Origin of the sequence: Salinicoccus sp. ID82-1, from assembly GCF_021991715.1 — a bacterium.
Lineage (GTDB): Bacteria > Bacillota > Bacilli > Staphylococcales > Salinicoccaceae > Salinicoccus > Salinicoccus cyprini.
The window spans coordinates 232,217-255,814 of sequence record NZ_JAGFLY010000001.1 but is presented as its reverse complement, the minus strand read 5'-3'; the positions used below and the strand labels follow the sequence as shown (position 1 = coordinate 255,814).

The window sequence follows — 23,598 nt, the reverse complement described above, 5'->3', positions numbered from 1 at the left end:
CAATTACTCGTAGGGAATTTCTTCCTCTGCGATGACTTCCCCTTCCCGTTCGATACGGTAGGAGGCCATCTCGCCTTCCTGGATGATGAGGCTGATCGTATATTCGGTATCCTCGGTAATTTCAATTGTATCTGCAGGATTCTCAATGGAATGTTCGCTGTCTTCTATATAAATCTCCACATTCTTCGGTTCGGAGCCATCTTCTTCGTCGGGTGCCTCATCCTCCTCGGAAGCGTAGGGGATGGTGATCTCCTTGACGAATTCTTTTTCTCGTGCCGGCTCCGCTCCGAGTGAAACGACCATGCGGACATTTGTATCTTCCGGCACCAGCTCACCTTCATCCGGAGTCTGGCTGATCACACTGCCTTCCTCGACTTCGCTGCTGTAGGCTTCCTGGATCATTTCCACAGTGAAGCCCTGCTCTTCAAGCGCCGCCTTTGCAGTGTCGAAAGGCTCACCGGTATAGTCAGTGATTTCAATCTGCGCCGGCCCTTGTGAAACAGTGAGTGTGAGCGTCTCTTCAGATGGGACGACTTCAGTGCCTGCTTCTATGGACTGTGAAAGGATGGTGCCTTCATCTGCGGAATCATTCTCCTCTTCCACCTGCAGCTCGAATCCAAGTGTTTCAAGCGCTTCACTCACCGAGTCATAGGACTGGCCCGTATAATCTTCCATCAGGACTGTTTCAGGTCCCCGTGAGATGGTGAGTACGAGCGTCTCATCCGTCGGTACAACTTCAGTCCCCGCTTCTATGGACTGGGTGAGGATGGTGCCGGATTCACTGCTGTCGTATACCTGCTCCAGTTCAACAGCGAATCCCTGCTCGGCAAGTTCCGCTTCCACGCTGTTATACAGCTGTCCTGTATAGTTCCGCATCTCGACAGGTTCGATGCCCTGGGAGATGGTGAGTGAGAGGGATGACTCGCTCGGGTCGACTTCCGTGCCGGGTTCTATGGATTGGGAAATGATGGTGCCCGGCTCTGAATCATCGTAGGCTTCCTCCACCTCCAGCGAATCAAACCCGAGGTCATTGATTGAACCAAGCACACTGTCGTAACTTTCACCGGTAAAATCTTCCATTACATAGGGTTCTTCTCCTCTGCTGATGATGAAGTCCACTGTCGCACCTTTTTCCACTTCAGTACCGGAGACAGGGGTCGTCTCGACTATTCTGCCTTCAGCAAACGTACTGTTGTACTCCTCTGAAACTTCCCCCATCACCAGCCCATTGTCCGAAAGGACCGCCTCTGCGTCGTCCATTGTCATATCCTGCATATCGGGCAGGGTGATCGGGTCATCTCCGGACAAGAACAGATAGAATAGAATCGCCAGGGCACCAAGTATCAGCAGTACCGGGAGCAGCCACAGCATCCACCGCCGTTTTTTCGGTGGCGCAGGTGTTTCCTGCTGTTCTTCCGGCTCTTTTGATACCGGCGGCTTGACAGGTGCGGATTCGACCGTCCTGTCAATATCAGCAGGCACTGCGGCCGCACTGATCGGACGCCCTTCCTTGAAGCTGTTCAGATCCTTCACGACATCATCGACCTGCCTGTAGCGACGGTGCGGATCCTTTTCGGTGCACTTGTAGACGATATAGGCGAGATCCTCGTGGATGTCACGATGTCTGGAAATGTTCGGGAACGGTTCTGAAATATGTTTCAGTGCCACAGACACTGGTGTCTCCCCGTCAAACGGCAGCTCACCTGTGATCAGCTCATAGAGCACAATGCCGAATGAATAGATATCCGTCCGTTCATCGGTCATATGGCCTTTGGCCTGCTCGGGTGAGATGTACTGCACCGACCCCATCACCTGGTTGGTCTCCGTGAGGCGGGTTTCACTCAGCGCCTTGGCAATACCGAAATCCGTTATTTTGATCTGCTGTGTTTCATCCATCAGCAAGTTCTGAGGTTTGATATCGCGATGGATGATGCCGGCGCTATGGGCATGCCGAATGCCTCTTAGAATCATTTCACTGATGCGGATCACTTCGTCGATTGAAATGGGATGGTTTTCATCAATGAAGGACTTCAATGTGGGTCCATGAACAACTTCCGTCACAAGCAGATGGTACTCTTCAGATTCATCAACATCGAGCACACTGACGATGTTCGGGTGTGCAAGATGGATGGTACTCTCGACTTCCCGCTGGAAACGCGCCTTCGACTTTTCCCTGTTGTGGTGATCGACCTTGATCATCTTCAGGACAACTTCACGGTCCAGGATGATGTCATGTGCGAGGTAGACCGAACTCATACCGCCCCCGAGGTATTCCATTACCCGGTATCGATCGGAAACGATGCGGCCGATCAAACCGATCCACTCGCTTTCAGATCGGCAAGAACAAGGCTGATATTATCTGTGGATCCTTCTTTTATCGCACGTTCCGTCAATTGTGCTGCCTTATCCGTCATCGCAGCCTCAGCGCGGATGATGGCATGGAGTTCACTGTCGTCAAGATTGTCCGTCAGTCCGTCGGAGGCAAGCAGCAGATAGTCGTACTGCCTGTTCCTCAGCCTGAATACATCCGCCTGGATCAGGCGGTCCGTCCCCATCGCCTTCGTAATGATATTGCGCTTCGGATGACGTTTTGCTTCCTCTGCTGTAATTTCTCCTGCATCCACCAGCAGATTGACGAATGAATGATCATTCGTCACCTGGTCGATGCCCCGGCTGTTCATGACATAGGCTCTGGAGTCACCGACATTCAGAATGATGAGTGTCTCTTCGATGACAGCGCATAGTACAAGCGTCGTACCCATACCCTGATATTCGGGATGCTCCTGCTGATAGTCATACATCCGCCTGTTGACGTCCATCACCAGCCGCCGCAAGAACTCCACACCTTCTTCGACATTCAGCAGATTCTGCTCCTGCCAGGCAGCTTTGATTTCGTCGTGTACGAACTGGCTTGCGACGTCCCCATACCGATGGCCGCCCATGCCATCGGCTACAAGCATCAGCATCTGGCCGGTGCCATTTTCAAAAATACCTGTAACGTCCTCGTTGAGATCCCTGTAATCTCCACGAATGCTCCGATCGATCGCTTTCAAGGCTACTCCCCCGTCTCCTGTTTTGATTCTTTCGCTCTCAGCTGTCCGCAGGCAGCATCGATGTCCGTGCCCTGCTCTCTTCTCAACGTCGCATTTACACCACACTCGTTCAATGTTTCAAGAAACGAGAAAATATCATCACGGCTCGTACGTACGTAGTTGCGTTCCGGTACGTGGTTGACCGGGATCAGATTGACGTGGCACTTCAGATCCTTGATCAGCTCGCTCAGTTCCCGTGCGTGCTCCGGCTGGTCGTTGACGCCGCCGAACAGGCCGTACTCGAAAGTGATTCTGCGGTTTGTCTGCTGCTGATAGTACTTCAAAGATTCCATCAGCTTATCGATATCATAGGCGCGGTTGATCGGCATCAGCCTTGTTCTGATGTCATTGTCTGCTGCATGCAGGCTGACAGCGAAGTTGATCTGGATATCCTCGTCTGCAAAATCATAGATTCTCGGCACGATGCCGCTTGTCGAAACGGTAATGTGGCGGGCACCGATATTCAGTCCATCATCATGATTGATGATGCGGAGGAACTGCATCATCTGCACATAGTTCTCGAACGGCTCGCCGATGCCCATGATGACGACGCTGCTGACACGCTCGTCACGATCATCCAGAACCTTCTGGATCTGGACGATCTGTGAGACGATCTCCCCCGCTTCAAGGTTGCGCTTCAGTCCACCGAGTGTGGAAGCACAGAAGCTGCAGCCGATCTGGCAGCCGACCTGTGTTGTGACACAGACGGAATTGCCGTAGTCATGGCGCATCAGTACCGTTTCGATCGTATAGCCATCGCGCAGACGGAAAAGGAACTTCATCGTTCCGTCCTTGCTCTCCTGCTTGACGACCGTCTCGAGCGGGTCGATGCTGTAGCTTGCATCAAGCGCTTCACGCATGCTTTTCGGCAGGTTCATCATATCCTGGAAGCTGTCCACACGGTGCGTATAGAGCCATTCGAATATCTGTGCGCCACGGTACTTGTCCTCGCCCCACTGGATGGCCAGGTCTTCAAGATCTGAAAGGGACAGGGAATAGATGGAGGGCTGGTCGAAATCGGGCTGTCTGTTATTTTTTATCGGTTTTTTTGGTGGTCTCTGTATCATTATTTTTCCTTCTTTCTGAACCTGGCAATGAAGAACCCGTCAGTGCCTGCCTCCTGGGGCAGTATCTGTCGGTATGGACCTTCAAAATCAAATGCCTCGAGCACAAATGGATCGAATTCGATGTCATCATTCTGTTTCATGAATGTATAGGCGACATTTTCGTTCTCCATCTGATGGATGGTGCAGGTGGAGTATATGAGGACTCCGCCAGGCTTCAAGTAATTTTTTATATTGGATAGGATTTCAAGCTGAAGGTCGACCAGCGTGTCGATATCCTCTGCCTTCCGTTCATATCTGATTTCCGGTTTTCTGCGGATGACACCAAGCCCGGAGCAGGGTGCGTCTACGATGATGCGGTCATACTGGCGCGGGTAGACTGTGCGCGTGGCATCTCCCTGGAATACGTCGTATCCGGTCAGCTCGAGGCGTTCGGCCTGCTGTTCGATCAGCGGAATCTTATGTTCGTGGATATCACTCAGGTCGACGTGGCCGTGCGGCACCTTCTCAAGTGCATGGAGCCCCTTGCCGCCCGGTGCACTGCAGGCGTCAAGAATGATATCATCCGGTTGTGGCGACAGGGCATCGTTGACGAGCATCGAGCTGACATCCTGTATGCTGAAGAGTCCTTGCTCATAGAGGGCAGACTGGAGCACCTCCCCTTTGACTTCAATGGCATCCTTCTGTATGTCGGAAGGGATGGCACCAAGGCCTTCATCAAGCAGACGTGATACGAGTTCTTTTCGGGTGATGCGTGCGGTATTGGTACGGACATACAATTTCGGACGATTGTTCAGAGCATGGGCGATCCCCCTTGCCCCATCGATGCCGTGGTGGGTCTTCCAGTGCGAGATGATCCACTCCGGAATGCTCGTTTCGATGGACAGGCGTCCCGTCTCACTTCTTATATGTGCGACGTCCTGCAGTGGTTCACGCTCAAAGCTTCGAAGTATGCCATTGATCGCCTTGCCGGCCAGCGGCCCGCCCCGTTTCTTGGCAATCTCCACCGCTTCATTGATGGCGGCGTAGTTCGGCACACGGTCGAGCCAGACGATCTGGTAGACGGTGATATCCAGCAGATTTCTCTGCCAGCGTTTCAATTTTGTACGGATGAACGGTCTGATGTGGAATTGGATGGTGAGCTTTTTTGAAATTGTACCATAGACGATCTCCGTCAGCAGTCCCCGGTCATTGGAAGCAAGGTCGCTGCTTCTGATCATGTCGTTCAGTACGATGTTGCTGAAGCCGCCCTCATCTACTACGCGGCTGTAGGCATCAAGCGCCATTTCCCGTAATTGCATCTATTCCACCTGCCCGAGCACGATGCCATTAATCTGTCTGCCTGCTGCAAATTCCACAGCCTTCGTGCGCTTCTTGCCGGCAAGCTGTACGGCAGTGATTTCGACTGTCCCACCATCACCGCAGGCGACTCTGATGCCGTCCGGTGTCGTATCGACAATTGTACCCGGCGTGGATCCGGATGCACCTTCAGACGGTCTTGCTTCGTATATCTTAAGCCGCTTGCCGTCATATTCCGTATATGCGCCGGGCCAGGGTGACAGGCCGCGTATATGATTGAACACTTCGCGTGCGCCTTTCGACCAGTCGATCCGCTCATCCGATTTAGAGATGTTCGGGCTGACTGTCACAAGATCGTCATCCTGCGGAATGCTGTCGTTCTTTTTCTGCAAAATGTCCGGCAGCGTGTCCATCAGAAGATCGGCGCCGATTCCGGAAAGTCTGTCATGCAGCGTACCGGTATCATCCTGGTCTGTAATCGGTGTGGAACGACTGCTGATGATGTTTCCACTGTCCAGGCCTTCGGCCATGTACATGAGGGTCACACCCGTCTCGCTGTCCCCTTCCATGATGGCGCGGTGGATCGGCGCGCCGCCCCTATGCCTCGGCAGCAGCGATGCATGGACGTTGATGGCGCCGAGACGCGGAATATCAAGCAGTGCCTTCGGCAATATCTGTCCATAGGCTGCCGTAATGATCAGATCCGGCTCGATTTCCCTGATTCTGTCGAGGGCATCCTCATTGCGGATGCGGTCGGGCTGGAACAGCGGGATATCGAGTGCCTTTGCCGTCTCTGCTACAGGGGGCGATGTCAGTATCCGTTTTCTGCCCACCGGCTTATCCGGCTGGCTTACGACCATTGCGACATGATATTTCTCATGAAGTTCTTTTAGTATCGGCACGGAAAAATCCGGTGTGCCCATGAATATGATGGTTTCTGTCATAATGTATTCCTCCTACATGATCACTAGCGGATCGACATCGATTCTTAAGGAAATGCCCTCCGTCCTATATGCCTCATGGTAGTGTTCGTCCAATGTATTGAGCATTTTGAGCAGCTCGGGCTCTCTTTTATATTTGAGCATGATTTGGAAACGGTACTGGCGGTTGATACGCTCAAGCGGACTCGGGGATGGCCCGACAATGATGGACTGGTCCGAAACTTCCTGGACCAGTGTATCATGGATGTGGGTCGTCGCCTTCAGGCATTTTCTGATGTCCTCACTTGATACTGTAAACAGTACGTGGAAATAGTATGGCGAGTAGCGCGCCAGCCGTCTGAAAGCCATTTCCTTGTCATAGAAGCTTCTATAGTCATTTTCCTTGGCCAGCTGTATTGCATAGTGTGTCGGATTGTATGTCTGGAAGATCACTTCCCCGGACAGCTCGTGACGGCCAGCACGCCCCGACACCTGGGTCAGCAGCTGATACGTTTTTTCATTTGCTCTGAAGTCGGGCAGGTTCAGCATGGTGTCGGCATTCAGTACACCGACAAGCGTCACTTTCGGATAGTCGAGACCTTTGGCGATCATCTGCGTGCCGAGCAGTATCGGAATCTCCTCCTGCTCAAAATGATCCAGCAGCTTTTCATGCATGCCTTTTCTTCTCGTCGTATCATTATCCATCCTGACGACTTCCGTGTCGAACATATCCCGGAGTATCTCCTCCACTTTCTCCGTTCCTGTACCGCGGAACGTCACTTCATCGCTCTGACAGTTGTCACATGTCCTGTGCACGGCACTTTCATAACCGCAGTAGTGGCACATGAGGCTCTGGTTCGTCTTGTGGTAGGTCAGCGAAATGTCGCAGTTCGGACACATCGGAACGTACCCGCAGCTCTGACAGATCTGGAAGTTGGAGTAGCCGCGGCGGTTCAGCAGGAGCACGGTCTGCTCCCCCTTTTCGATCCTTTCGCGGATGCCTGCTTCGAGTGTACCGGAAATGATGGAAGTGTTGCCCATCCGGTGTTCTTCCGACATGTCGACGATGCTGATTTCAGGCAGCACTTTCGTGCCGGCCCGCATCGTCAGTTCCAGACGTTCGTAGACACCGCGCTCGCTTCTTGCATACGTTTCAAGACTTGGTGTGGCGGTTCCGAGAATCAGCGGGCAGTTGTGGTATCTGCTTCTGAACTTGGCCACTTCCGTCGCATGATACATCGGGCGGTCGCTCTGCTTGTATGTTGTTTCATGCTCTTCATCGACGATGATGGCACCGACATTTTCAAATGGCGCGAAGATGCTGCTTCTGGCTCCGACCGACACGCGGGCACGGCCCTCCTTGATCTTGCGCCATTCATCATACTTCTCACCATGGGACAGGCCCGAGTGCAGTACGGCAACATCATCGCCGAAGCGTCGCTTGAAGCGGTTGACCATCTGGGGGGTCAGTGCGATTTCAGGCACCAGCATGATGGCCGTCTTCCCTTCGTCCAGTGCCTTCTGGATAACCTGGAGGTAGACTTCGGTCTTTCCGCTGCCTGTAATGCCGTGAAGCAGAAACGTCTTCGCTTCATGTTCGTCCATGGCTGATGTGATTCTGCCGTATGCATGCTGCTGCTCGGAATTGAGCACTTTCGGAGAATCGCTTGTAAACACGCGGTCGCTGTATGGATCCCGTTCCATCTCAGCCTCCACTTTGGCAATCAGGCCCTTCTTATGAAGTGCATTGATCAGTGCATTGGAAAAGCCGTCATTGACGAGGTCCCTTACGAAAATCGGGTCGGAAGCGGCACTGATGACATCGTACAGTTCCTGCTGCTTCTTTGCACGGGAAAGATCGACATCGGCCTGCTTCAATGAATAGACGGCAAGTGCCATCTTTCTTTTCGTGTGCTGTGTAATGACCGTCTCTTCCTGGATATCTCCGGATTTCAAGTAGGGGGACAGAGCTTCAAGCGCATCTGGTTCAAGACGCTTCGTTTCGGCTTCCGCCCCGCCCGAAATGCTTGAAAGTACCTGCTCTGCTTCAGCAGTATGGGAATTGGCGAGCCTGAGCACCTTCTTGTAGTTCGCCTTCAGAGCAGCCGGCAGAATCGTCTCTATGACACTGATGTACTGGTCGACATAGTAGTCTGCCAGATACATGGCAATCGTAATCATCTCCTCCGTCAGCACCGGTTCGATGTCCAGGGTGCGTGCAATCTCCTTGATTCTCGTCGGATCGAAATCGGTTGTTTCGTTGAGCGACATGACATAGCCCTGTATCGTTCTCGGGCCGAATGGCACGAGTACCCGGTGACCGATCCGGATCAGTCCTTCCATGCCGGAAGGGATCCTGTAGTCGAACACCTGGTTGACGCTTTTGCTCGGTATATCAACTATGACTGAAGCAAACATTACTCGGGCCACCTCTTTGCAAGTGCATCGATGATGCGGTCGGCAAGCACCATCTTGTCCATTTTTTCAAAAGGGATGCGGTCCCCTTCCTTGAAGAGCATGACGACTTCGTTGTCCACACTGTTCATGCCGATTGATGGATCCGAAACATCGTTCATGACGATGCAGTCGGCATTTTTGCGCTTCAGTTTACCAAGCGCATACTGTTCCACATCATCCGTTTCGGCAGCAAAGCCGACAACATACATATCTCCTTTATTTTCACCCGCGTACTGCAGAATATCCTCGGTCTGCTTCATATCGATCGAGATGTTTCCACTGCCCTGCTTCTTCATCTTGCTGTCCATCCGGGACACCGGTGTAAAATCACTGACGGCTGCAGTGAAAATGCCGAGATCTGCATCCATATGGGATTTGACAGCTTGGAACATATCATCCGTCGATACGACATCGACGACTGTGACACCATAAGGCACAGGAGGCAGGTTTACAGGTCCGCTCACGAGCACCACTTCTGCACCCTGGCGGTGTGCAGCTTCAGCCAGTGCATATCCCATCCTGCCGCTCGAGTGATTGGTGATATAGCGGATCGGATCGATTGCTTCCTGCGTGGGTCCTGCTGTGATCAGGACTTTCTTCCCTTTGAACTTTTCACCGGTTTCAAGAAGCTCCTCCACATAGGCTTTTATTTCAGGTACATTCGCCATGCGTCCTTTGGCGTTGTAGCCGCAGGCCAGAAAACCGGATTCGGAATCGATGAAATGATAGCCCTCATTCATCAATGTCTGCATATTCCGCTGGACGGCCGGCTGATGGTACATATGGACGTTCATGGCAGGTGCCAGAATGACCGGCTTGGTATTTGCAGCAAGTACATTGAGCAGCATATTGTCATAGATGCCGTTTGCCAGTCTGCTGATCGTGTTGGCGGTTATGGGTGCAACAACAATAATATCCGCCCATTCCCCGATGCTGATATGGGAAATGACTGACGGATCCTCTTCTTTGAACGTATCTGTATAGACGTGATTGCGGCTGATCGCCTGAAAGGCGAGCGGTGTTACAAACTCCAGGGCATTTCCTGTCAGTACGACACGGACAGCGTGGCCTGCCTGGATCAGCTTGCTTGTCAGGTCTACAGCTTTGTATGCGGCAATACCACCGGTAACTCCGATTACAATATTTGCCATGTCTTCACCTCATAAAAAAGCTGACAAAAATTTGTCAGCTAGTGTTTTTCCTTAACTTTGTTCAGAGCGATCTCTTCAAGTGCCCGGCTTACCGTCTTCAGTGTTTCATAGTCATCCATCGCAAGATCCTCCGGGTGGTCCTGCAGCTGGCGTGCACGCTTGGCTGCCATGGTCACCATGAGATATTTGGAGTCGACGTTCTTTTTCAATTCATGAATCGCTGGGTATAGCATTATTGATTAACCTCCAGTAGCATTTTTCTTAATTTGGATTCAACACGTGCCCGCTTCATGTGGGAAGCTTCAACGATGCACTGCACCCGTTGCCGCGCATGATCCACATCATCGTTGATTACAACATAATCATACAGGTTCATCAGTCTGAGTTCACGCTTGGCCTCATCTATACGGTGCCTGATGATTTCCGGAGAGTCGGTGCCACGATTGACCAGTCTCTCTTCAAGCTGGGTAAGATCAGGTGGTGCCAGGAAAATGAACAGTGCTTCAGGAAACTTCTCCCTGACCTGCTTCGCACCTTCCACTTCAATCTCAAGAAAGACATCATGGCCGGAAGCCATCGTCTGGTCCACGTAATCGACCGGGGTACCATAATAGTTGCCTACATATTGAGCATACTCGATAAATTTATCCTGCTCGATCAGTGCTTCAAACTCCTCCTTGGATTTGAAGAAGTAATCCACGCCATCCACTTCGCCTGCGCGCTTTTGTCTCGTCGTCATGGAGATTGAGTATTTGAAATCCGTATCCGGATGGTCGAAAATCGCCTTTCTGACAGTCCCTTTGCCTACGCCGGATGGACCGGACAGAACAATCAGCAGTCCCTTGTCTGAAGTCATAACACGTTACCTTTCTATTTGTAATTATCTCTTAATGTACCATATCCGAAAGAAAAATTCATCATTAAATCGCTGGCGTGAACAAAGACATCCGGTTTCATGTTAAAATACTGGGTAGTCTAAACTAGGAGGACGAAACCATGGCATTCGACGGCAACTTTGTCCATGCACTTCTTTCGGAACTGGAAGTGCTCCGCCGGGGCAAGATCAATAGAATACAGCAGATCGATGAAACATCGTTGATTTTCAAGGTGCGTTCTGCAGGCAGCAACCACCATCTGCTCATCAGTGCACACCCGATGTATGCGCGTTTTCATCTGACCGGCCAGAAGTATGAGTTCCCCTTCGAGCCGCCAATGTTCCTTCGTGTTGCAAGAAAGCACCTCGAAGGCGGCATCATCCAGGAGATCCGGCAGCTTGGAAATGACCGGAGGGTGGAAATCCATATCCAGTCAAGGAATGAGATCGGTGATGAGATCAGAAGGATACTGATTCTTGAAATCATGGGGCGCCATTCCAATATCATCATCACCGACCAGGATTATAGAATACTTGACGGCATCAAGCACCTGACCCCGAACAACAACAGCCGGACAATCATGCCGGGAGTCGGCTATACGGCACCACCGACGGAGCCGAAACTCAATCCGAGAACGGAAGAGATCCGGTCACTGCCCGGGCTGATCGATTTCAACAGCGGCAGGGTCAATAGGCAGATCCTTAACAATACGGAAGGCTTCAGTCCGCTCTTCCTCAAGGAAGTCGAACACAACGCCGGCTACTTCACGATAAAGAATATCGTGCCTGCCATACAGCAGACGCTCAGCCAGGCTGAAGATATCAGACCGGTACTCTACAACAGGAATGACAAGGAGATATTCTACTTCACCCCCCTCTCGCATCTTGGTGAGGCGGATGAGACCTACGACTCGTTATCCGGGCTGCTGGATGACTACTATCATGACAGATACAGGAAATCACTCATCAGACAGAAGGCGCAGGACTATCTCCAGCTCATCGAGCGTGAATACGACAAGGTCGCAAGAAAGATGGACAAGCTGAAGGACGATCTCAAAGAAGCCGAAGAGAAGGACAAGTATCAGAAGTATGGCGAACTGCTCACAGCCTATATGCACCAGGTGAAGCCCTATGATGCAACGCTCGAAGTGATCGACTACTACACGAATGAACCGGTCACAATTCCGCTTGATAAGCACCTTTCTGCAAGTGATAATGCCCAGAAGTACTATAAGCGCTACAGCAAGCTGAAAGCGCGGGAAAACAGTGCGGGCATCCAGCTCGATCGCGCCCGGGAGGATATGGAGTACCTATCCAATCTGCTCCACCAGATGGACAGCATCACAACGGAAGAGGAAGTCGATGAAATACGTGAGGAGCTCATCGAGCAGGGCATCATCAAGAATAACCGCAAGCAGTCCAAAAAGAAGAAGCAGAAAATACAGCTCCACGCCTACACGACATCAAACGGCCTTGACGTACTTGTCGGCAAGAACAACAAGCAGAACGACTACCTGACGACAAGAAAAGCACAGAACAACCATCTATGGTTCCATACGAAAGACATCCCGGGATCCCACGTCGTCATTACGCGCCCTGCTGCTGAAATCAAAGAGCAGGATATACTGGAAGCGGCAATGCTCGCTGCATACCATTCAAAAGCCCAGGATTCCGAATCGGTACCTGTCGACTATACGGAGATCAGACACGTCCACAAGGTCAGCGGCGCGAAGCCCGGATTCGTCACGTACACCGACCAGAAAACGGTCTTTGTCACACCGGACAGGCAGAAAGCCGCAGCTATGGAAAGTGGCAGAACAGATTAAAAAATCATCGTACGGTGGACAACCGTACGATGATTTTTATTATGCGTCATATAGGTTCAGATACTGCTCGGCCGACTTGGCCCAGCTGTAGTCCGACGCGGTCATGTTTTTGCACAGCGCTTCCATATGGGACTTCTGATGGAAGATGTAGAGGCTGTATTTCATCGCGTTGAGCAGTTCGTGGGCATTATAGTTTTCAAATGAAAAGCCATTACCCGTCTGCTCATATTCATTGTATGGAATGACCGTATCCTTCAGTCCACCTGTCTCCCTGACAATCGGTGCCGTCAAGTAGCGGATGGCGATCAGCTGACCGAGACCGCACGGTTCGAACAGGCTCGGCATGATGAAGAAGTCGCTTGAAGCATAGAGTTTCCTCGCGTAGGATTCACTGAATCCGAGCGTGACATGGACCTTGTCCGGGAAGTTGTGGACAAGTGATCTGAAATAGTCCTCATAGACAGCTTCGCCGGAACCGAGAACAACAAGCTGGACATCTTCAGCCAGAAATTCATGCATGATATGTTCAATCAGATCAATGCCCTTCTGGCCGACAAGTCGAGTGACAATGCTATACAGTGGAATGTTCTCATCCACTTTCAGCCCAAGATCCTGCTGCAGGGCCGTTTTGTTTTTGAGCTTGGTCCTGCGTGAGGAGCGGTAGCGGTAGTACAGCGCTTCGTCCCTGACCGGATTATAGTCGGTGACATCAAGACCATTGATGATGCCATGCAGATCTTCCCTGCGGTATTCCAGAACTGATTCCAGACCTTCGCCAAAAAATGGTGTCATGATCTCTTCTGCATATGTTTCTGAAACTGTGGTGATGTCATCGGCATGATGGATGGCTGCCTTCATCATATTGAGCATGCCCTGCCATTCGAAGCCGGCATAGTGCTCCCTCTCAAGATTGAACAGTTCGCTGAACGCGGATTCTTCAATCCAGCCCTGATATTGGATGTTGTGGATCGTATAGACCGTCTTCATGCCAGGGTGCGGACGTTTGATGCTGCCGATCGCCACTGCTGCACCCGTCTGCCAGTCATGGCAGTGAAGTACATCAAAGTGCGCTTCCACCCTGTACATGAACTCGATGATGGCATTGGAGAAATAGACGAAGCGTTCGCCATCATCTATATAGCCGTATAGTCCATCGCGATTGAAATAGTATTCATTGTCGACGAAATAATAGGTGATGCCGCGCGTTTCATACTTCAGAATACGCGTATACTGGTTACGCCAGCCGACAGGCGTATTGAAGATCATCACTTCCTCCATATCCTGACGGTATTCGGAATGGATGATTTCCTTATAGAGGGGCAGTATGACCGATACTTCTGCCCCTTCCTTTACAAGTGCCTGCGGCAGGCTGCCGATCACGTCTGCAAGTCCTCCGGACTTGATGAAAGGCGTACATTCACTTGCAGCAAATAATACATGTTTCATACTGTCACTTCTTTCCCGTATCATAGTTAGATTGTGGACCGCTTGGCGACGACATAAGGCTTCTCTTCTGAGCCCATGAGCTGTCGGCCTTCAGTAATTCGGACATCCTTGTCCAGAATGACATTTTCAAGATGTGCGCCGGGTTCGATGCAGCAGTTGGCAAAAATGATCGAGTTTTTGACTGTCGCTCCCTTGCCGACCCATACATTCCTCGAGAGGACAGAGTTTTCGACTGAGCCTTCCAGTGTAACGCCGTTTGCTACAACAGACCGTCTGGCACTGCTTCCATTCTTATACAGCGTCGGCGGATTCGTGCTTATCTTCGTCTTGACCTTTTTCTGGCCATAGAAGAAGTCACGGTAGCGCGCCTTGTCAAGCAGTTTCATGCTGTTGTTGAAATAGGACTGGACGGAATAGAAGTACAGTGTGTTGCCATCGATGTTATGGAAACCGGTATTGTAGTTTTCAAGCTGTTCACGTATGCCGTGATGGAAGAGATTCTGCTTATAGTTGTCGATACAGAACTGCACGATGTTCTCAAGCACACTTTTTTTGATGATATAGACTCCTGTATAGAGGTGACCGTTGCTCTGGTCATGAGTGAATCCTTTCAGATCCTCCCCTTCTGTCACCATTCTGAGCACGGGACTTTCTGGTATATTATCCGTTACCTTTTCCCCTACAAAAGTAATGTCACGTCCAGATTCCCTATGGGATTCCACAGCTTTTGCATAGTTGTCATTTGCCACGAACTGGGTACCTGAAACGATGACATGCTCGGCTTTCGTCCGTCTGAGTAGGTCCGCATGGTTGTGGAAATACTTCAGATCTCCCTGGGAGATATCGGACGGATCGTTCCAGTCGGGAGGCAGCACGAATATTCTCGTATGCTTGCCTTCAAACCCGAATTCCTCCTTGCGGTTCAGATGGTCAAGAAGAGATCTGAACTTATTGCCCGCATATACACCGACAACGTTGACACCCGAGTTCACCATGTTTGTAATTGTAAAATCGATCAGACGATAGCGGCCCATGAACGGGACTGAACCGCTGCTTCTGAAGTAGGTCAGTTCATCCAGATAATCCTGTTCCGGCTCGAGGTTGATAATTCCAAGCAGTTCATTATTCATTTTGACTGCCTCCTTCTGAGATATAATCGTTCAGATTATTCGCGCTGATGACAATGGGGTCATCATCCGATGCGATGATGCTTGCACCATCAGGTATTTTGACTTCCGCCATGACGATGACGCGCTCAAGTGTTACATTGCTTCCCACAACAACGTCCGGGAAGATGATGGAATCCCTGATGTTTGCACCTTCCTTGGTCTCCACACCGACGAACAGGACGGAATTGTCGATTGCGCCTTCTATGAATGCTCCTGGAGATATGAGTGAATTGTTGATTTCTGCAGTTTCACCGATATATTCAGGCGGACGGTTCTCCTCATTCGGATAGGTAGGCCACTCCTGGGACATGAGCAGTGTCTGCAGATCCTCTTTCAAAAGATCCATATTAGCTTCCCAGTAGCTCTGGATGGTACCGACATCCTTCCAATAGCCATCAAACCTGTAGGCATACAACCGCTTTTCATCTGCCAGAAGTTTCGGGATGATATCCTTGCCGAAGTCATGGTCACTTTCTTCATCCTTCTCATCTTCCAGAAGGTAGGGTCTGATCTGACGCCAGTTGAAGATATAGACACCCATCGAAGCCAGATTATTTTTAGGATGCTCGGGCTTCTCATCAAATTCATAGATGCTGAAATCCTCGTTCGTATTAAGTATACCGAAGCGGTTTGCATCTTCATAAGGCACTTCGATAGCGGAAATGGTCGCATCGGCATTATTTTTACGGTGGAAATCAAGCATCTTCGTGTAGTCCATCTGGTAGATGTGATCGCCACTCAATATGATCAGTTCATCCGGATCATACTGCTCTACGAAGTGCAGGTTCTTGACGATCGCATCTGCTGTCCCGCTGAACCATGCGCTGCCCTCCCGGCTGGAATAGGGTGATAGTACGCTGACACCGCCATACTGGCGATCGAGCCCCCACGGTTTCCCGATACCGATGTGCTTGTTCAGAACAAGGGGAGAATACTGTACGAGCAGGCCGACAGTCGATATGCCGGAGTTGGCAAGATTGCTCATTGTAAAATCGATGATCCTGTACTTTCCTCCGAACGGTACCGCCGGTTTTGCCAGGTCTTTTGTCAGTTCTCCAAGACGGGTACCCTGTCCGCCTGCCAATAACATTGCTACTGTTTTGTTAGTCATATTTCTTCCTCCCATTTTTGTTATCTTCCAAATCGAATACTTGGAATGCCAACGGTGCCACACTGATCTGGATATACTGTGACTCCCTGATATAGCCTTCATCAGTGGTGAAATGGCGTCCACTGCTGACTACACCGGAACCGGAGTAGTCTTCGCTGTCACTATTGAATATTTCACGATAGACGCCCGGTTCCGGCACAGGGATTTTGAAATCATGATACACTTCCGGACGATAGTTGAAGACGCAGACCTTGAAGGAATCTCCGGATTTTCGCGCGTAGCTCAGTATTGAATGGCTGCTGTCGTCAACGAGCAGCCACCTGAATCCTTCGGGCTGGTAGTCGGAGCGATGGAACTCCGGATATTCCTGATAAAGCCGGTTCAGATCCGCTACATACCTTTTAAGATCGTAATGCAACGGATAGTCGAGCAGATGCCAATCCAGCTGCTCCTTGTCTTTCCATTCATGGTACATTCCGAATTCCTGGCCCATGAACAGCAGCTGCTTGCCTGGTTCACTCATCTGGTTGCCATAGAGCAGCCTTGTCTGGGCGAACTGCTGCCACTGGTCGCCGGCCATCTTATCCACAATGGATTTCTTGCCATGGACCACTTCATCATGCGATAGCGGCAGCAGATAATTTTCATTATACTTGTAGGCCATCGAGAATGTGAGCTTGTTGTGATTATATTCCCGTGTGTGAAATTCCTCTTCCATGAAATCCAGCCGGTCATGCATCCAGCCGAGATCCCACTTGAAGTTGAAGCCGAGTCCGCCGGTATGGACGGGACTGGTCACCATCGGTGTGTCGGATGAATCTTCAGCCATCATGAGGAGTGTTTCATCATATTCAAAAGCGACAGTATTCAATTTTTTCAATAGTTCAATACCCGCAATGTTATCTTCTGTACCCTCTTCGTTGAAAATTTTTCTATTTTCATCGCGCTTTTCAAAATTGAGGTCGATCATGCTGTGCACCGCATCGATTCTAAGCCCATCTATATGGAACTCCCTGATCCAGTACATCGCTGCCGAAATAAGGAAGGATTGCACTTCGGGCCGGGCATAGTCGAATGTCAGTGTGCCCCACTCCCGCTTCTCTGCAATTTCCTCATCCGGATGCTCATAAGTCGGAGTACCGTCGAACAGACGCAGCCCATGCGCATCCTTGCAGAAGTGCGCCGGTACAAAGTCCATGATGACCCCGATATTAGCATTGTGCAGTTTGTTGATAAGGTCTTTCAGCTCCTCGGGCCGGCCGTAGCGGCTTGTTGCAGAGAAATAACCGGTGACCTGATAGCCCCATGACAGATCGAATGGATGCTCGGTCAGAGGCAGGAACTCCACATGTGTATATCCCATCTCCTTCAAGTATGGAATCAAGGCATCTGCCACTTCCCTGTAGCTGTAGTGCGCCTCATCCGTAATTTCATCTACTGTCTTGTTTTCAGTATTCCCGACCGGGTGCTTCATCCATGTGCCGAGGTGCATCTCATATATGCTGATCGGCGATTCATAGACATTGAGCCTTCTGCGCCTATCCATCCATTCGGAATCTGTAAACTTGAAATCGTCCTCATCGATGATGCTTGCTGTCGCGGGCCGCTTTTCATGATAGAAACCATATGGATCCGATTTGAGATGATAAGTATCTCCAAAATATATTTTATACTTGTATCTGTCGCCGGCCTGCAGCCGAGGGGTAGTCAATATCCACAGCCCCTGGTCGCCCAGTCTTTCAAAATCGAATCCCTCTCCTGTGTAGTCGTTCACGTCACAGGCCAGCTGTACATGTTTCGCATTCGGTGCCCATGTTATAAATCTGACTTCATCTCCATGTATATGAGCGCCTAGAAAATCATATGCTGTGTAATGGGTGCCCTGATGAAATAGATATTTATCCATTTCCAAGTTTTCTCCACTCAAAATTTTTCCCCCTTTACGTTATACTGATGACATACCCTTAAATCAATTCTACAATTCAAAAAATCAGATGTATAAAAAAGTTATAATAATCTGAATATATTTCCTTGAATTCATTTTATATGTAAGTAACATTTACTTCAAGCAAACGGAGGCTATTTATGATTGATGCATACCTAGATGCACCATATCAGATCACGATACTGAGCAATGATGCACAGCATATACAGAAAAAAGATCTATCAGTCATCCAGAATGATGATGCGCTGCCGATCAGCACCATTGAAAAATATGAAGGCTATCTGACGGTGTGGCTCACCCGGCCTGTCAGTCTCGACTATTTCACTTGCATCCAATATGATAGCAGAATGTACCCTCTCATGATGGGGCGCTACCCTATGTCCATCGAATTCGATCTGGATTATGCAACGGAACAGCAGATGGGTGCAAGCTACGAACGGTCTCGTACAATCTTCAGAGTGTTTGCACCAACAGTCATCGAATGCCGTCTGATTCTGGATGGGGAGCCTCACCAGATGGAAAAGATCGATGGCTATTTCGAAAAGACCATCAACAAGGACTGTCATGGTAGATACTATCACTATGAAGCCAGTCATAATCATGTGACGCATAACATCATCGACCCCTATATCAAAGCGGTATCCGCCAATGCCAAGGAAGCCATGGTCGTTGACTTCGAGCGCCTGATGCCCGGGTTTGGCAACCATCCTGTCCCGGATATTCCGAATGATTCCGCCATCATCTATGAAACACATGTCAGGGACGTCACATCCCATCCGAACAGTGGCGTAAGAAAAGAGTGGCGCGGACTCTACCTCGGCATGACCCAGTCGACCACCACCAAGCACCGGCTGACAAGCGGGCTCACCTATATGAAGGAACTCGGGGTGACGCATGTCGAGCTGATGCCGGTGAACGACTTTGCCACTGTAGATGAACTCAACCGCGAAACGAAATACAACTGGGGGTACGACCCCCACTTCTTCATGGTACCGGAAGGCAGCTACGCGACAGATCCGAGCGATCCCATCAGCCGGATCATCGAGCTGCAGACACTGGTGCGGACACTGCACGAAAATGGAATGAAGGTCATACTGGATGTCGTCTTCAACCACGTCTATCAGATAGAGGAATCCAGTTTCGAGAAGCTGGTGCCTGGATACTACTTCAGGCATAATGCCGACCTGTCGCTGTCGAACGGCACCGGCGTGGGCAACGATTTCGCCACCGAGAAGCTGATGGCACGCCGGTTCATTACAGATACCACCGCCTTCTGGCTCGACCACTACCGCATCGACGGCTACCGTTTCGACCTGATGGGCGCGCTCGATATCGAAACGATGCAGGGAATCGAAGCCATTGTGGAAAAGCAGGACCGTGATATATTTCTTCTTGGTGAAGGATGGGACCTCCCTACCGCACTCGAATACAATAAGAAGACGCTCCCGGAACACAGCTACCGCGTCCCATCGGTTCATTTCTTCAATGACCACTACAGGGATGCACTCAAAGGAAGTAATTTTGAACTCAGTGAAAAAGGGTATGTGAATGGTGACGGCCAGGGAATTGATACAATCAGGGATCTGTATATGGGCTACCAGCGCCCTTTCACTGCCCAGATGAGCATCAACTATGTCGAGGTTCACGACAACCATACGCTGTACGACCGTCTGAGGTACTCTTCCGGAAAACGTCAGTATATACTGGAGAGCCAGCATCAGATTGCGACAGCACTCGTACTGCTTTCTTTCGGCACACCATTCCTCCACGCGGGGCAGGAGTTCTTCCGGACAAAGTACGGTCATGGCAATACGTACAACCTGAGCGATCTGCTCAACCGTATGGACTGGAATAGGCGCGCAAAGTACCAGGATAATATCGAATTCGTCAAATCGCTGATCCGCTTCAGGAAGAAGGAGGATGTTTTCAGGCTGAAAGACAGGGAAAGTATTGGCAGAGCACTGTCATTCATGACTTTCAGCAATCTGCCGAACGGCTTTGGTGTACGCATCTCATACGAGGGCAGCGAGTTCATGATCATCATCAATCCGACCGAGAAATCCATGGAACTCGATTTTGATGCATCGGACAGTTATGAGATTGAGTTATCAAACCAGAGGAATTATGATAAGGGTGTATATAATCGCAGTTTCTACATCAAGGGCTATGAAGTGGCAATATTGAGAAAAGCATCAGACAGCAAACAATAAGAATATCAGGAGTGTGATCATCAATGGATAGGAAACAGTGGGAAGATAACATCGAAGGCAGTTTCATTACAGCAGAAGCCTATGATGCATTATCCGAAGAGGAGAAGGAGGATGCCTACCGAGGTACGCTGTCATTCGGTACAGCAGGAATCAGAGGGAAGATCGGTCTTGGGCCGAACCGGCTCAACCGCTACAATGTGGAAAAGGTCGCACTTGGCCTTGCGCATGCACTCGAGGGAAAAGAGGAGCCGCTTGTTGTCATCGGATATGATACACGGCACTTCTCTCCTGAATTTGCAGAGACGATGACAAGCGTTCTCGTCAATAACGATGTGTCTGTCCGCCTGTCGGAACGATACATCTCGACACCTGAACTCTCCTTCCATGTCAGGGAGCACGGTGCAGACTTCGGCGTCATGATTACAGCAAGCCATAACCCGCCGGAATATAACGGTATTAAAGTGTATGGTCCGGACGGTGCACAGCTGATCGATGCCCCAGCTGCCGAATTGAGTGAGAAGATCAACGCAATCGAAGATATATTCAATATCGACAGCACACCATTCGATGAGGCGCTTGATTCCGGCAAAGCCCAATACATCGAGGCTGAAATGGAAGAGAGCTACAGGAAGCGCATTACGGCATTCATTCCTGAAATACCAAGTTCCGATCTGAAAGTCGTCTTCTCCAGCCTGCATGGTACAAGTGTACCGATTGTTCCCGAGATGCTCGATACCCTCGGTTTCAGCAGCTGCACCCTTGTCGAAGACCAGTGTAAGCCGGATGGCGACTTCCCTTCCATCAAGTCGCCGAACCCGGAAAGTGTCGAGGCATTCGAGGAATCAAGGAAACTTGGTACCGACATCGGCGCGGATGTACTGATTGCAACAGACCCGGACGCTGACAGGATCGGTCTGCAGGTGCTGCATGAAGGGGAATACATCCATCTGAACGGCAACCAGCTCGGCGTACTGCTGCTGGATCATCGTCTGAAGAAGCATGAAGGCAGTACACCCGTCGTCATCAAATCCATCGTAACGAGTGATCTCGGGCGCAAGATTGCCGAAGACAGAGGCGCACAAATGATCGAGGTGCTGACCGGTTTCAAATATATCGGTGAGCAGATCAAGAACCTTGAAGATGATCAGGAGCATCAGTTCATTCTCGGTTACGAAGAAAGCTATGGCTACCTGCTCGAACCATTCGTCCGCGACAAGGATGCCATCCAGATTGTCCCATACATCATATCAATGGCAAGCGAACTGAAGAATGATGGGAAAACGCTGGTGGATGCCCTCGAGGCCATCTACGAAAAGTATGGACGCCGGATGGAAGTTCTGTACAGCCACACATTCGAAGGGGCAAGCGGCAAGGAGAAGATCGAAGACATCATGACCGGATTCCGCAATGACACGCCGGACGAAATAGAAGGCCGCAAGGTCATCATGACCGAGGACTTTAAGACGCAGGAAAGATCATATAGTGATGGCAATACGGAATCCATCGATCTGCCCGAGGCAAATGTCATCAAGATCCACTTCGAAGATGGATGGATTGCCCTCCGCCCTTCCGGTACAGAACCGAAGATCAAACTGTATGTATCGCTCGACAGCGAGGACATCGAAGCCGAAGCAAAATCGATCAATGAAATGATATTTGAAGGCTAGAACAAAAAAGATCGGAATGGATATGTATCCATTCCGATCTTTTTTTATTTGAACAAATCTTCCCTGAATCGGAGAACCGTGTCCTTTTGTGCTTCCGTAATCACACCGCGGCTGATGCTGACGTCTATCAGAGTATCCAGATCACTCAGTGCATGGAATGTGAGATCCGCCCTTTCGAATGCCTGTGCCGCTGACGGGATGCCGTATGTAAAGATGGCGATGACAGTCAGCAGGTCGGCCCCACTTTCCTTCAGTGCTTCTGCCGCTTCAAGACAGGAGCCGCCGGTTGAAATGAGATCCTCAATGAGGACGATCTTCCTGCCCGCTACAGCGGCACCTTCTATCTGGTTGCCCTTGCCATGCTTCTTTTTGCTGCCGCGTACATAGCACATCGGCAGTCCGAGTTTTTCGCTGATGTAGGCTGCATGGGGAATGCCTGCAGTGGATGTTCCTGCAATCACCTCCACGTCCGGTGCCTGTGCTCTGATCTGCTCGGCGAATGCATCGGCAATTTCATTCCTCGCCTCGACATCACCGATGATTTTCCGGTTGTCGCAGTAGATCGGGGACTGGATGCCGCTTGCCCATGTAAATGGTGCGTCCGGGCTCAGTTCCACCGCATTGATGTTCAAGAGTATTTCCGCTACACGTTGTTTCAACTATTCTTCCCCGCTTTCCCATTCTTCTTTTACTCTTCTGTACTGGGCGGCCGGATCACTGGCTTTTGTAATGGATCGACCAACAACAATATGGTCGCTGCCAAGGGCGTTTGCCCTAGCAGGTGTAACCACCCTCACCTGGTCATCCTTCGAATCTTCATTCAGACGGATGCCCGGTGTTACAGTAAGGAAATCATCGCCACAATGTTCATGTATCAATTGAGACTCGAGTGGGGATGAGACGACGCCATCAAGACCCGATTTTTTGGCAAGCTGCGCATAATGAATAACACTTTCATCAAGAGTGAGTATGGATTTCTGTTCCTGCTGCATCATTTCCTCACTCGTCGACGTCAGCTGCGTCACGGCAATCAGTACGCCATCCGGGTTATGATCCTTGAAGGATTCCGCAGCACGTTTCATCATGGAGACGCCGCCCTGCGCATGGACATTCGTCATCTGCACATCAAGCGCCCCGAGTCCGGCCATCGCCTTGCCGACAGTATTCGGGATATCATGCAGCTTAAGATCGAGGAAGATGTCATGCCCCATCGCTCTGATCTCCCTGATGACCGCAGGTCCATTCTGAAGATAGAGCTCCATGCCGACTTTCACGAAAAGGGCTTCATCAAACTTTCCAAGGAATTCTTCCACTTCTGTCATGGTACTGAAATCGAGTGCAATTATCGGTCTGTTCATAATATCCTC

18 protein-coding genes are annotated in these 23,598 nt (G+C 50.4%); 3 read left to right on the top strand and 15 right to left on the bottom strand.

The features are described 5' to 3' along the window. Positions 1 to 3: 3 nt before the first annotated feature. Genes pknB through gmk form a run of 9 tightly spaced genes read right to left on the bottom strand, consistent with a single transcriptional unit; the run spans position 4 to position 10,839 of the window. Positions 4 to 2,313 carry a Stk1 family PASTA domain-containing Ser/Thr kinase gene (gene pknB, locus J4760_RS01275; RefSeq protein ID WP_237604533.1) on the bottom strand — a complete coding sequence of 770 codons (2,310 nt, stop codon included), beginning with the start codon at positions 2,311 to 2,313 and terminating at the stop codon, positions 4 to 6. Beyond that, entirely contained in the window at positions 2,310 to 3,053 is a 744-nt protein-coding gene (locus tag J4760_RS01270; protein WP_145285260.1) for a Stp1/IreP family PP2C-type Ser/Thr phosphatase, read from the bottom strand. The genes pknB and J4760_RS01270 overlap by 4 nt, the downstream gene beginning before the upstream one ends. A 2-nt stretch (positions 3,054 to 3,055) precedes the next feature. Then, on the bottom strand, positions 3,056 to 4,159 hold the full coding sequence (gene rlmN / locus J4760_RS01265) for a dual-specificity RNA methyltransferase RlmN (RefSeq protein WP_145285257.1): 1,104 nt from the start codon (positions 4,157 to 4,159) through the stop codon (positions 3,056 to 3,058). Next, complete coding sequence (gene rsmB, locus J4760_RS01260) at positions 4,159 to 5,457, bottom strand: 16S rRNA (cytosine(967)-C(5))-methyltransferase RsmB (protein WP_237604532.1); 1,299 nt, start codon at positions 5,455 to 5,457, stop codon at positions 4,159 to 4,161. The genes rlmN and rsmB overlap by 1 nt, the downstream gene beginning before the upstream one ends. Next, complete coding sequence (gene fmt / locus J4760_RS01255) at positions 5,458 to 6,399, bottom strand: methionyl-tRNA formyltransferase (RefSeq protein ID WP_145285251.1); 942 nt, start codon at positions 6,397 to 6,399, stop codon at positions 5,458 to 5,460. A 12-nt stretch (positions 6,400 to 6,411) separates the two neighbouring features. Further along, entirely contained in the window at positions 6,412 to 8,793 is a 2,382-nt protein-coding gene (gene priA, locus J4760_RS01250) for a primosomal protein N' (RefSeq protein ID WP_237604531.1), read from the bottom strand. Beyond that, positions 8,793 to 9,983 (bottom strand): bifunctional phosphopantothenoylcysteine decarboxylase/phosphopantothenate--cysteine ligase CoaBC, encoded by a 1,191-nt coding sequence (gene coaBC / locus J4760_RS01245; protein WP_237604530.1) that lies wholly within the window; start codon positions 9,981 to 9,983, stop codon positions 8,793 to 8,795. The genes priA and coaBC overlap by 1 nt, the downstream gene beginning before the upstream one ends. Positions 9,984 to 10,021: 38 nt before the next feature. Then, a complete protein-coding gene (gene rpoZ, locus J4760_RS01240) occupies positions 10,022 to 10,216 on the bottom strand; it encodes a DNA-directed RNA polymerase subunit omega (RefSeq protein ID WP_145285243.1) in 195 nt (64 codons plus the stop codon). Then, a complete protein-coding gene (gmk, locus tag J4760_RS01235; RefSeq protein ID WP_145285240.1) occupies positions 10,216 to 10,839 on the bottom strand; it encodes a guanylate kinase in 624 nt (207 codons plus the stop codon). Before gmk ends, rpoZ begins: the two co-directional genes overlap by 1 nt. Before the next feature lie 140 nt (positions 10,840 to 10,979). Between gmk and J4760_RS01230 the strand changes: the two genes are divergently transcribed. Then, a complete protein-coding gene (locus J4760_RS01230) occupies positions 10,980 to 12,683 on the top strand; it encodes an Rqc2 family fibronectin-binding protein (protein WP_237604529.1) in 1,704 nt (567 codons plus the stop codon). 39 nt (positions 12,684 to 12,722) lie between these two features. Here J4760_RS01230 and glgA read toward each other — a convergent pair whose 3' ends face one another. The 4 genes from glgA to glgB are packed head-to-tail and all read right to left on the bottom strand — an operon-like array spanning position 12,723 to position 18,336. Continuing rightward, positions 12,723 to 14,129, bottom strand: coding sequence for a glycogen synthase GlgA (gene glgA, locus J4760_RS01225; protein ID WP_237604528.1), 1,407 nt, complete (start codon positions 14,127 to 14,129; stop codon positions 12,723 to 12,725). 26 nt (positions 14,130 to 14,155) lie between these two features. After that, positions 14,156 to 15,259: a glucose-1-phosphate adenylyltransferase subunit GlgD gene (glgD, locus tag J4760_RS01220; protein ID WP_237604527.1), complete on the bottom strand. Its 1,104-nt coding sequence runs from the start codon at positions 15,257 to 15,259 to the stop codon at positions 14,156 to 14,158. Continuing rightward, on the bottom strand, positions 15,252 to 16,409 hold the full coding sequence (locus J4760_RS01215) for a glucose-1-phosphate adenylyltransferase (RefSeq protein WP_237604526.1): 1,158 nt from the start codon (positions 16,407 to 16,409) through the stop codon (positions 15,252 to 15,254). Before J4760_RS01215 ends, glgD begins: the two co-directional genes overlap by 8 nt. Then, the gene (gene glgB, locus J4760_RS01210; RefSeq protein WP_237604525.1) at positions 16,402 to 18,336 is read right to left on the bottom strand and encodes a 1,4-alpha-glucan branching protein GlgB; all 1,935 of its coding nucleotides are present in this window, start codon (positions 18,334 to 18,336) and stop codon (positions 16,402 to 16,404) included. Before glgB ends, J4760_RS01215 begins: the two co-directional genes overlap by 8 nt. Positions 18,337 to 18,494: 158 nt before the next feature. Here glgB and pulA point away from each other — a divergent pair, with 158 nt between their 5' ends. Beyond that, positions 18,495 to 20,564: a type I pullulanase gene (gene pulA / locus J4760_RS01205; RefSeq protein ID WP_145285225.1), complete on the top strand. Its 2,070-nt coding sequence runs from the start codon at positions 18,495 to 18,497 to the stop codon at positions 20,562 to 20,564. 23 nt (positions 20,565 to 20,587) lie between these two features. After that, positions 20,588 to 22,231 (top strand): phospho-sugar mutase, encoded by a 1,644-nt coding sequence (locus J4760_RS01200; RefSeq protein ID WP_237604524.1) that lies wholly within the window; start codon positions 20,588 to 20,590, stop codon positions 22,229 to 22,231. A gap of 44 nt (positions 22,232 to 22,275) precedes the next feature. Here J4760_RS01200 and pyrE read toward each other — a convergent pair whose 3' ends face one another. Next, a complete protein-coding gene (pyrE, locus tag J4760_RS01195; protein ID WP_304621014.1) occupies positions 22,276 to 22,890 on the bottom strand; it encodes an orotate phosphoribosyltransferase in 615 nt (204 codons plus the stop codon). Then, complete coding sequence (gene pyrF, locus J4760_RS01190; RefSeq protein ID WP_370637537.1) at positions 22,891 to 23,592, bottom strand: orotidine-5'-phosphate decarboxylase; 702 nt, start codon at positions 23,590 to 23,592, stop codon at positions 22,891 to 22,893. Positions 23,593 to 23,598 lie beyond the last annotated feature (6 nt).

Coding starts and splice junctions, on each gene's coding strand:
- pulA (WP_145285225.1), top strand. CDS start 18,495: ATGATTGATGCATACCTAGATGCACCATATCAGATCACGATACTGAGC.
- rlmN (WP_145285257.1), bottom strand. CDS start 4,159: ATGATACAGAGACCACCAAAAAAACCGATAAAAAATAACAGACAGCCC.
- J4760_RS01230 (WP_237604529.1), top strand. CDS start 10,980: ATGGCATTCGACGGCAACTTTGTCCATGCACTTCTTTCGGAACTGGAA.
- coaBC (WP_237604530.1), bottom strand. CDS start 9,983: ATGGCAAATATTGTAATCGGAGTTACCGGTGGTATTGCCGCATACAAA.
- glgA (WP_237604528.1), bottom strand. CDS start 14,129: ATGAAACATGTATTATTTGCTGCAAGTGAATGTACGCCTTTCATCAAG.
- J4760_RS01215 (WP_237604526.1), bottom strand. CDS start 16,409: ATGACTAACAAAACAGTAGCAATGTTATTGGCAGGCGGACAGGGTACC.
- fmt (WP_145285251.1), bottom strand. CDS start 6,399: ATGACAGAAACCATCATATTCATGGGCACACCGGATTTTTCCGTGCCG.
- rsmB (WP_237604532.1), bottom strand. CDS start 5,457: ATGCAATTACGGGAAATGGCGCTTGATGCCTACAGCCGCGTAGTAGAT.
- rpoZ (WP_145285243.1), bottom strand. CDS start 10,216: ATGCTATACCCAGCGATTCATGAATTGAAAAAGAACGTCGACTCCAAA.
- glgD (WP_237604527.1), bottom strand. CDS start 15,259: ATGAATAATGAACTGCTTGGAATTATCAACCTCGAGCCGGAACAGGAT.
- priA (WP_237604531.1), bottom strand. CDS start 8,793: ATGTTTGCTTCAGTCATAGTTGATATACCGAGCAAAAGCGTCAACCAG.
- gmk (WP_145285240.1), bottom strand. CDS start 10,839: ATGACTTCAGACAAGGGACTGCTGATTGTTCTGTCCGGTCCATCCGGC.
- J4760_RS01200 (WP_237604524.1), top strand. CDS start 20,588: ATGGATAGGAAACAGTGGGAAGATAACATCGAAGGCAGTTTCATTACA.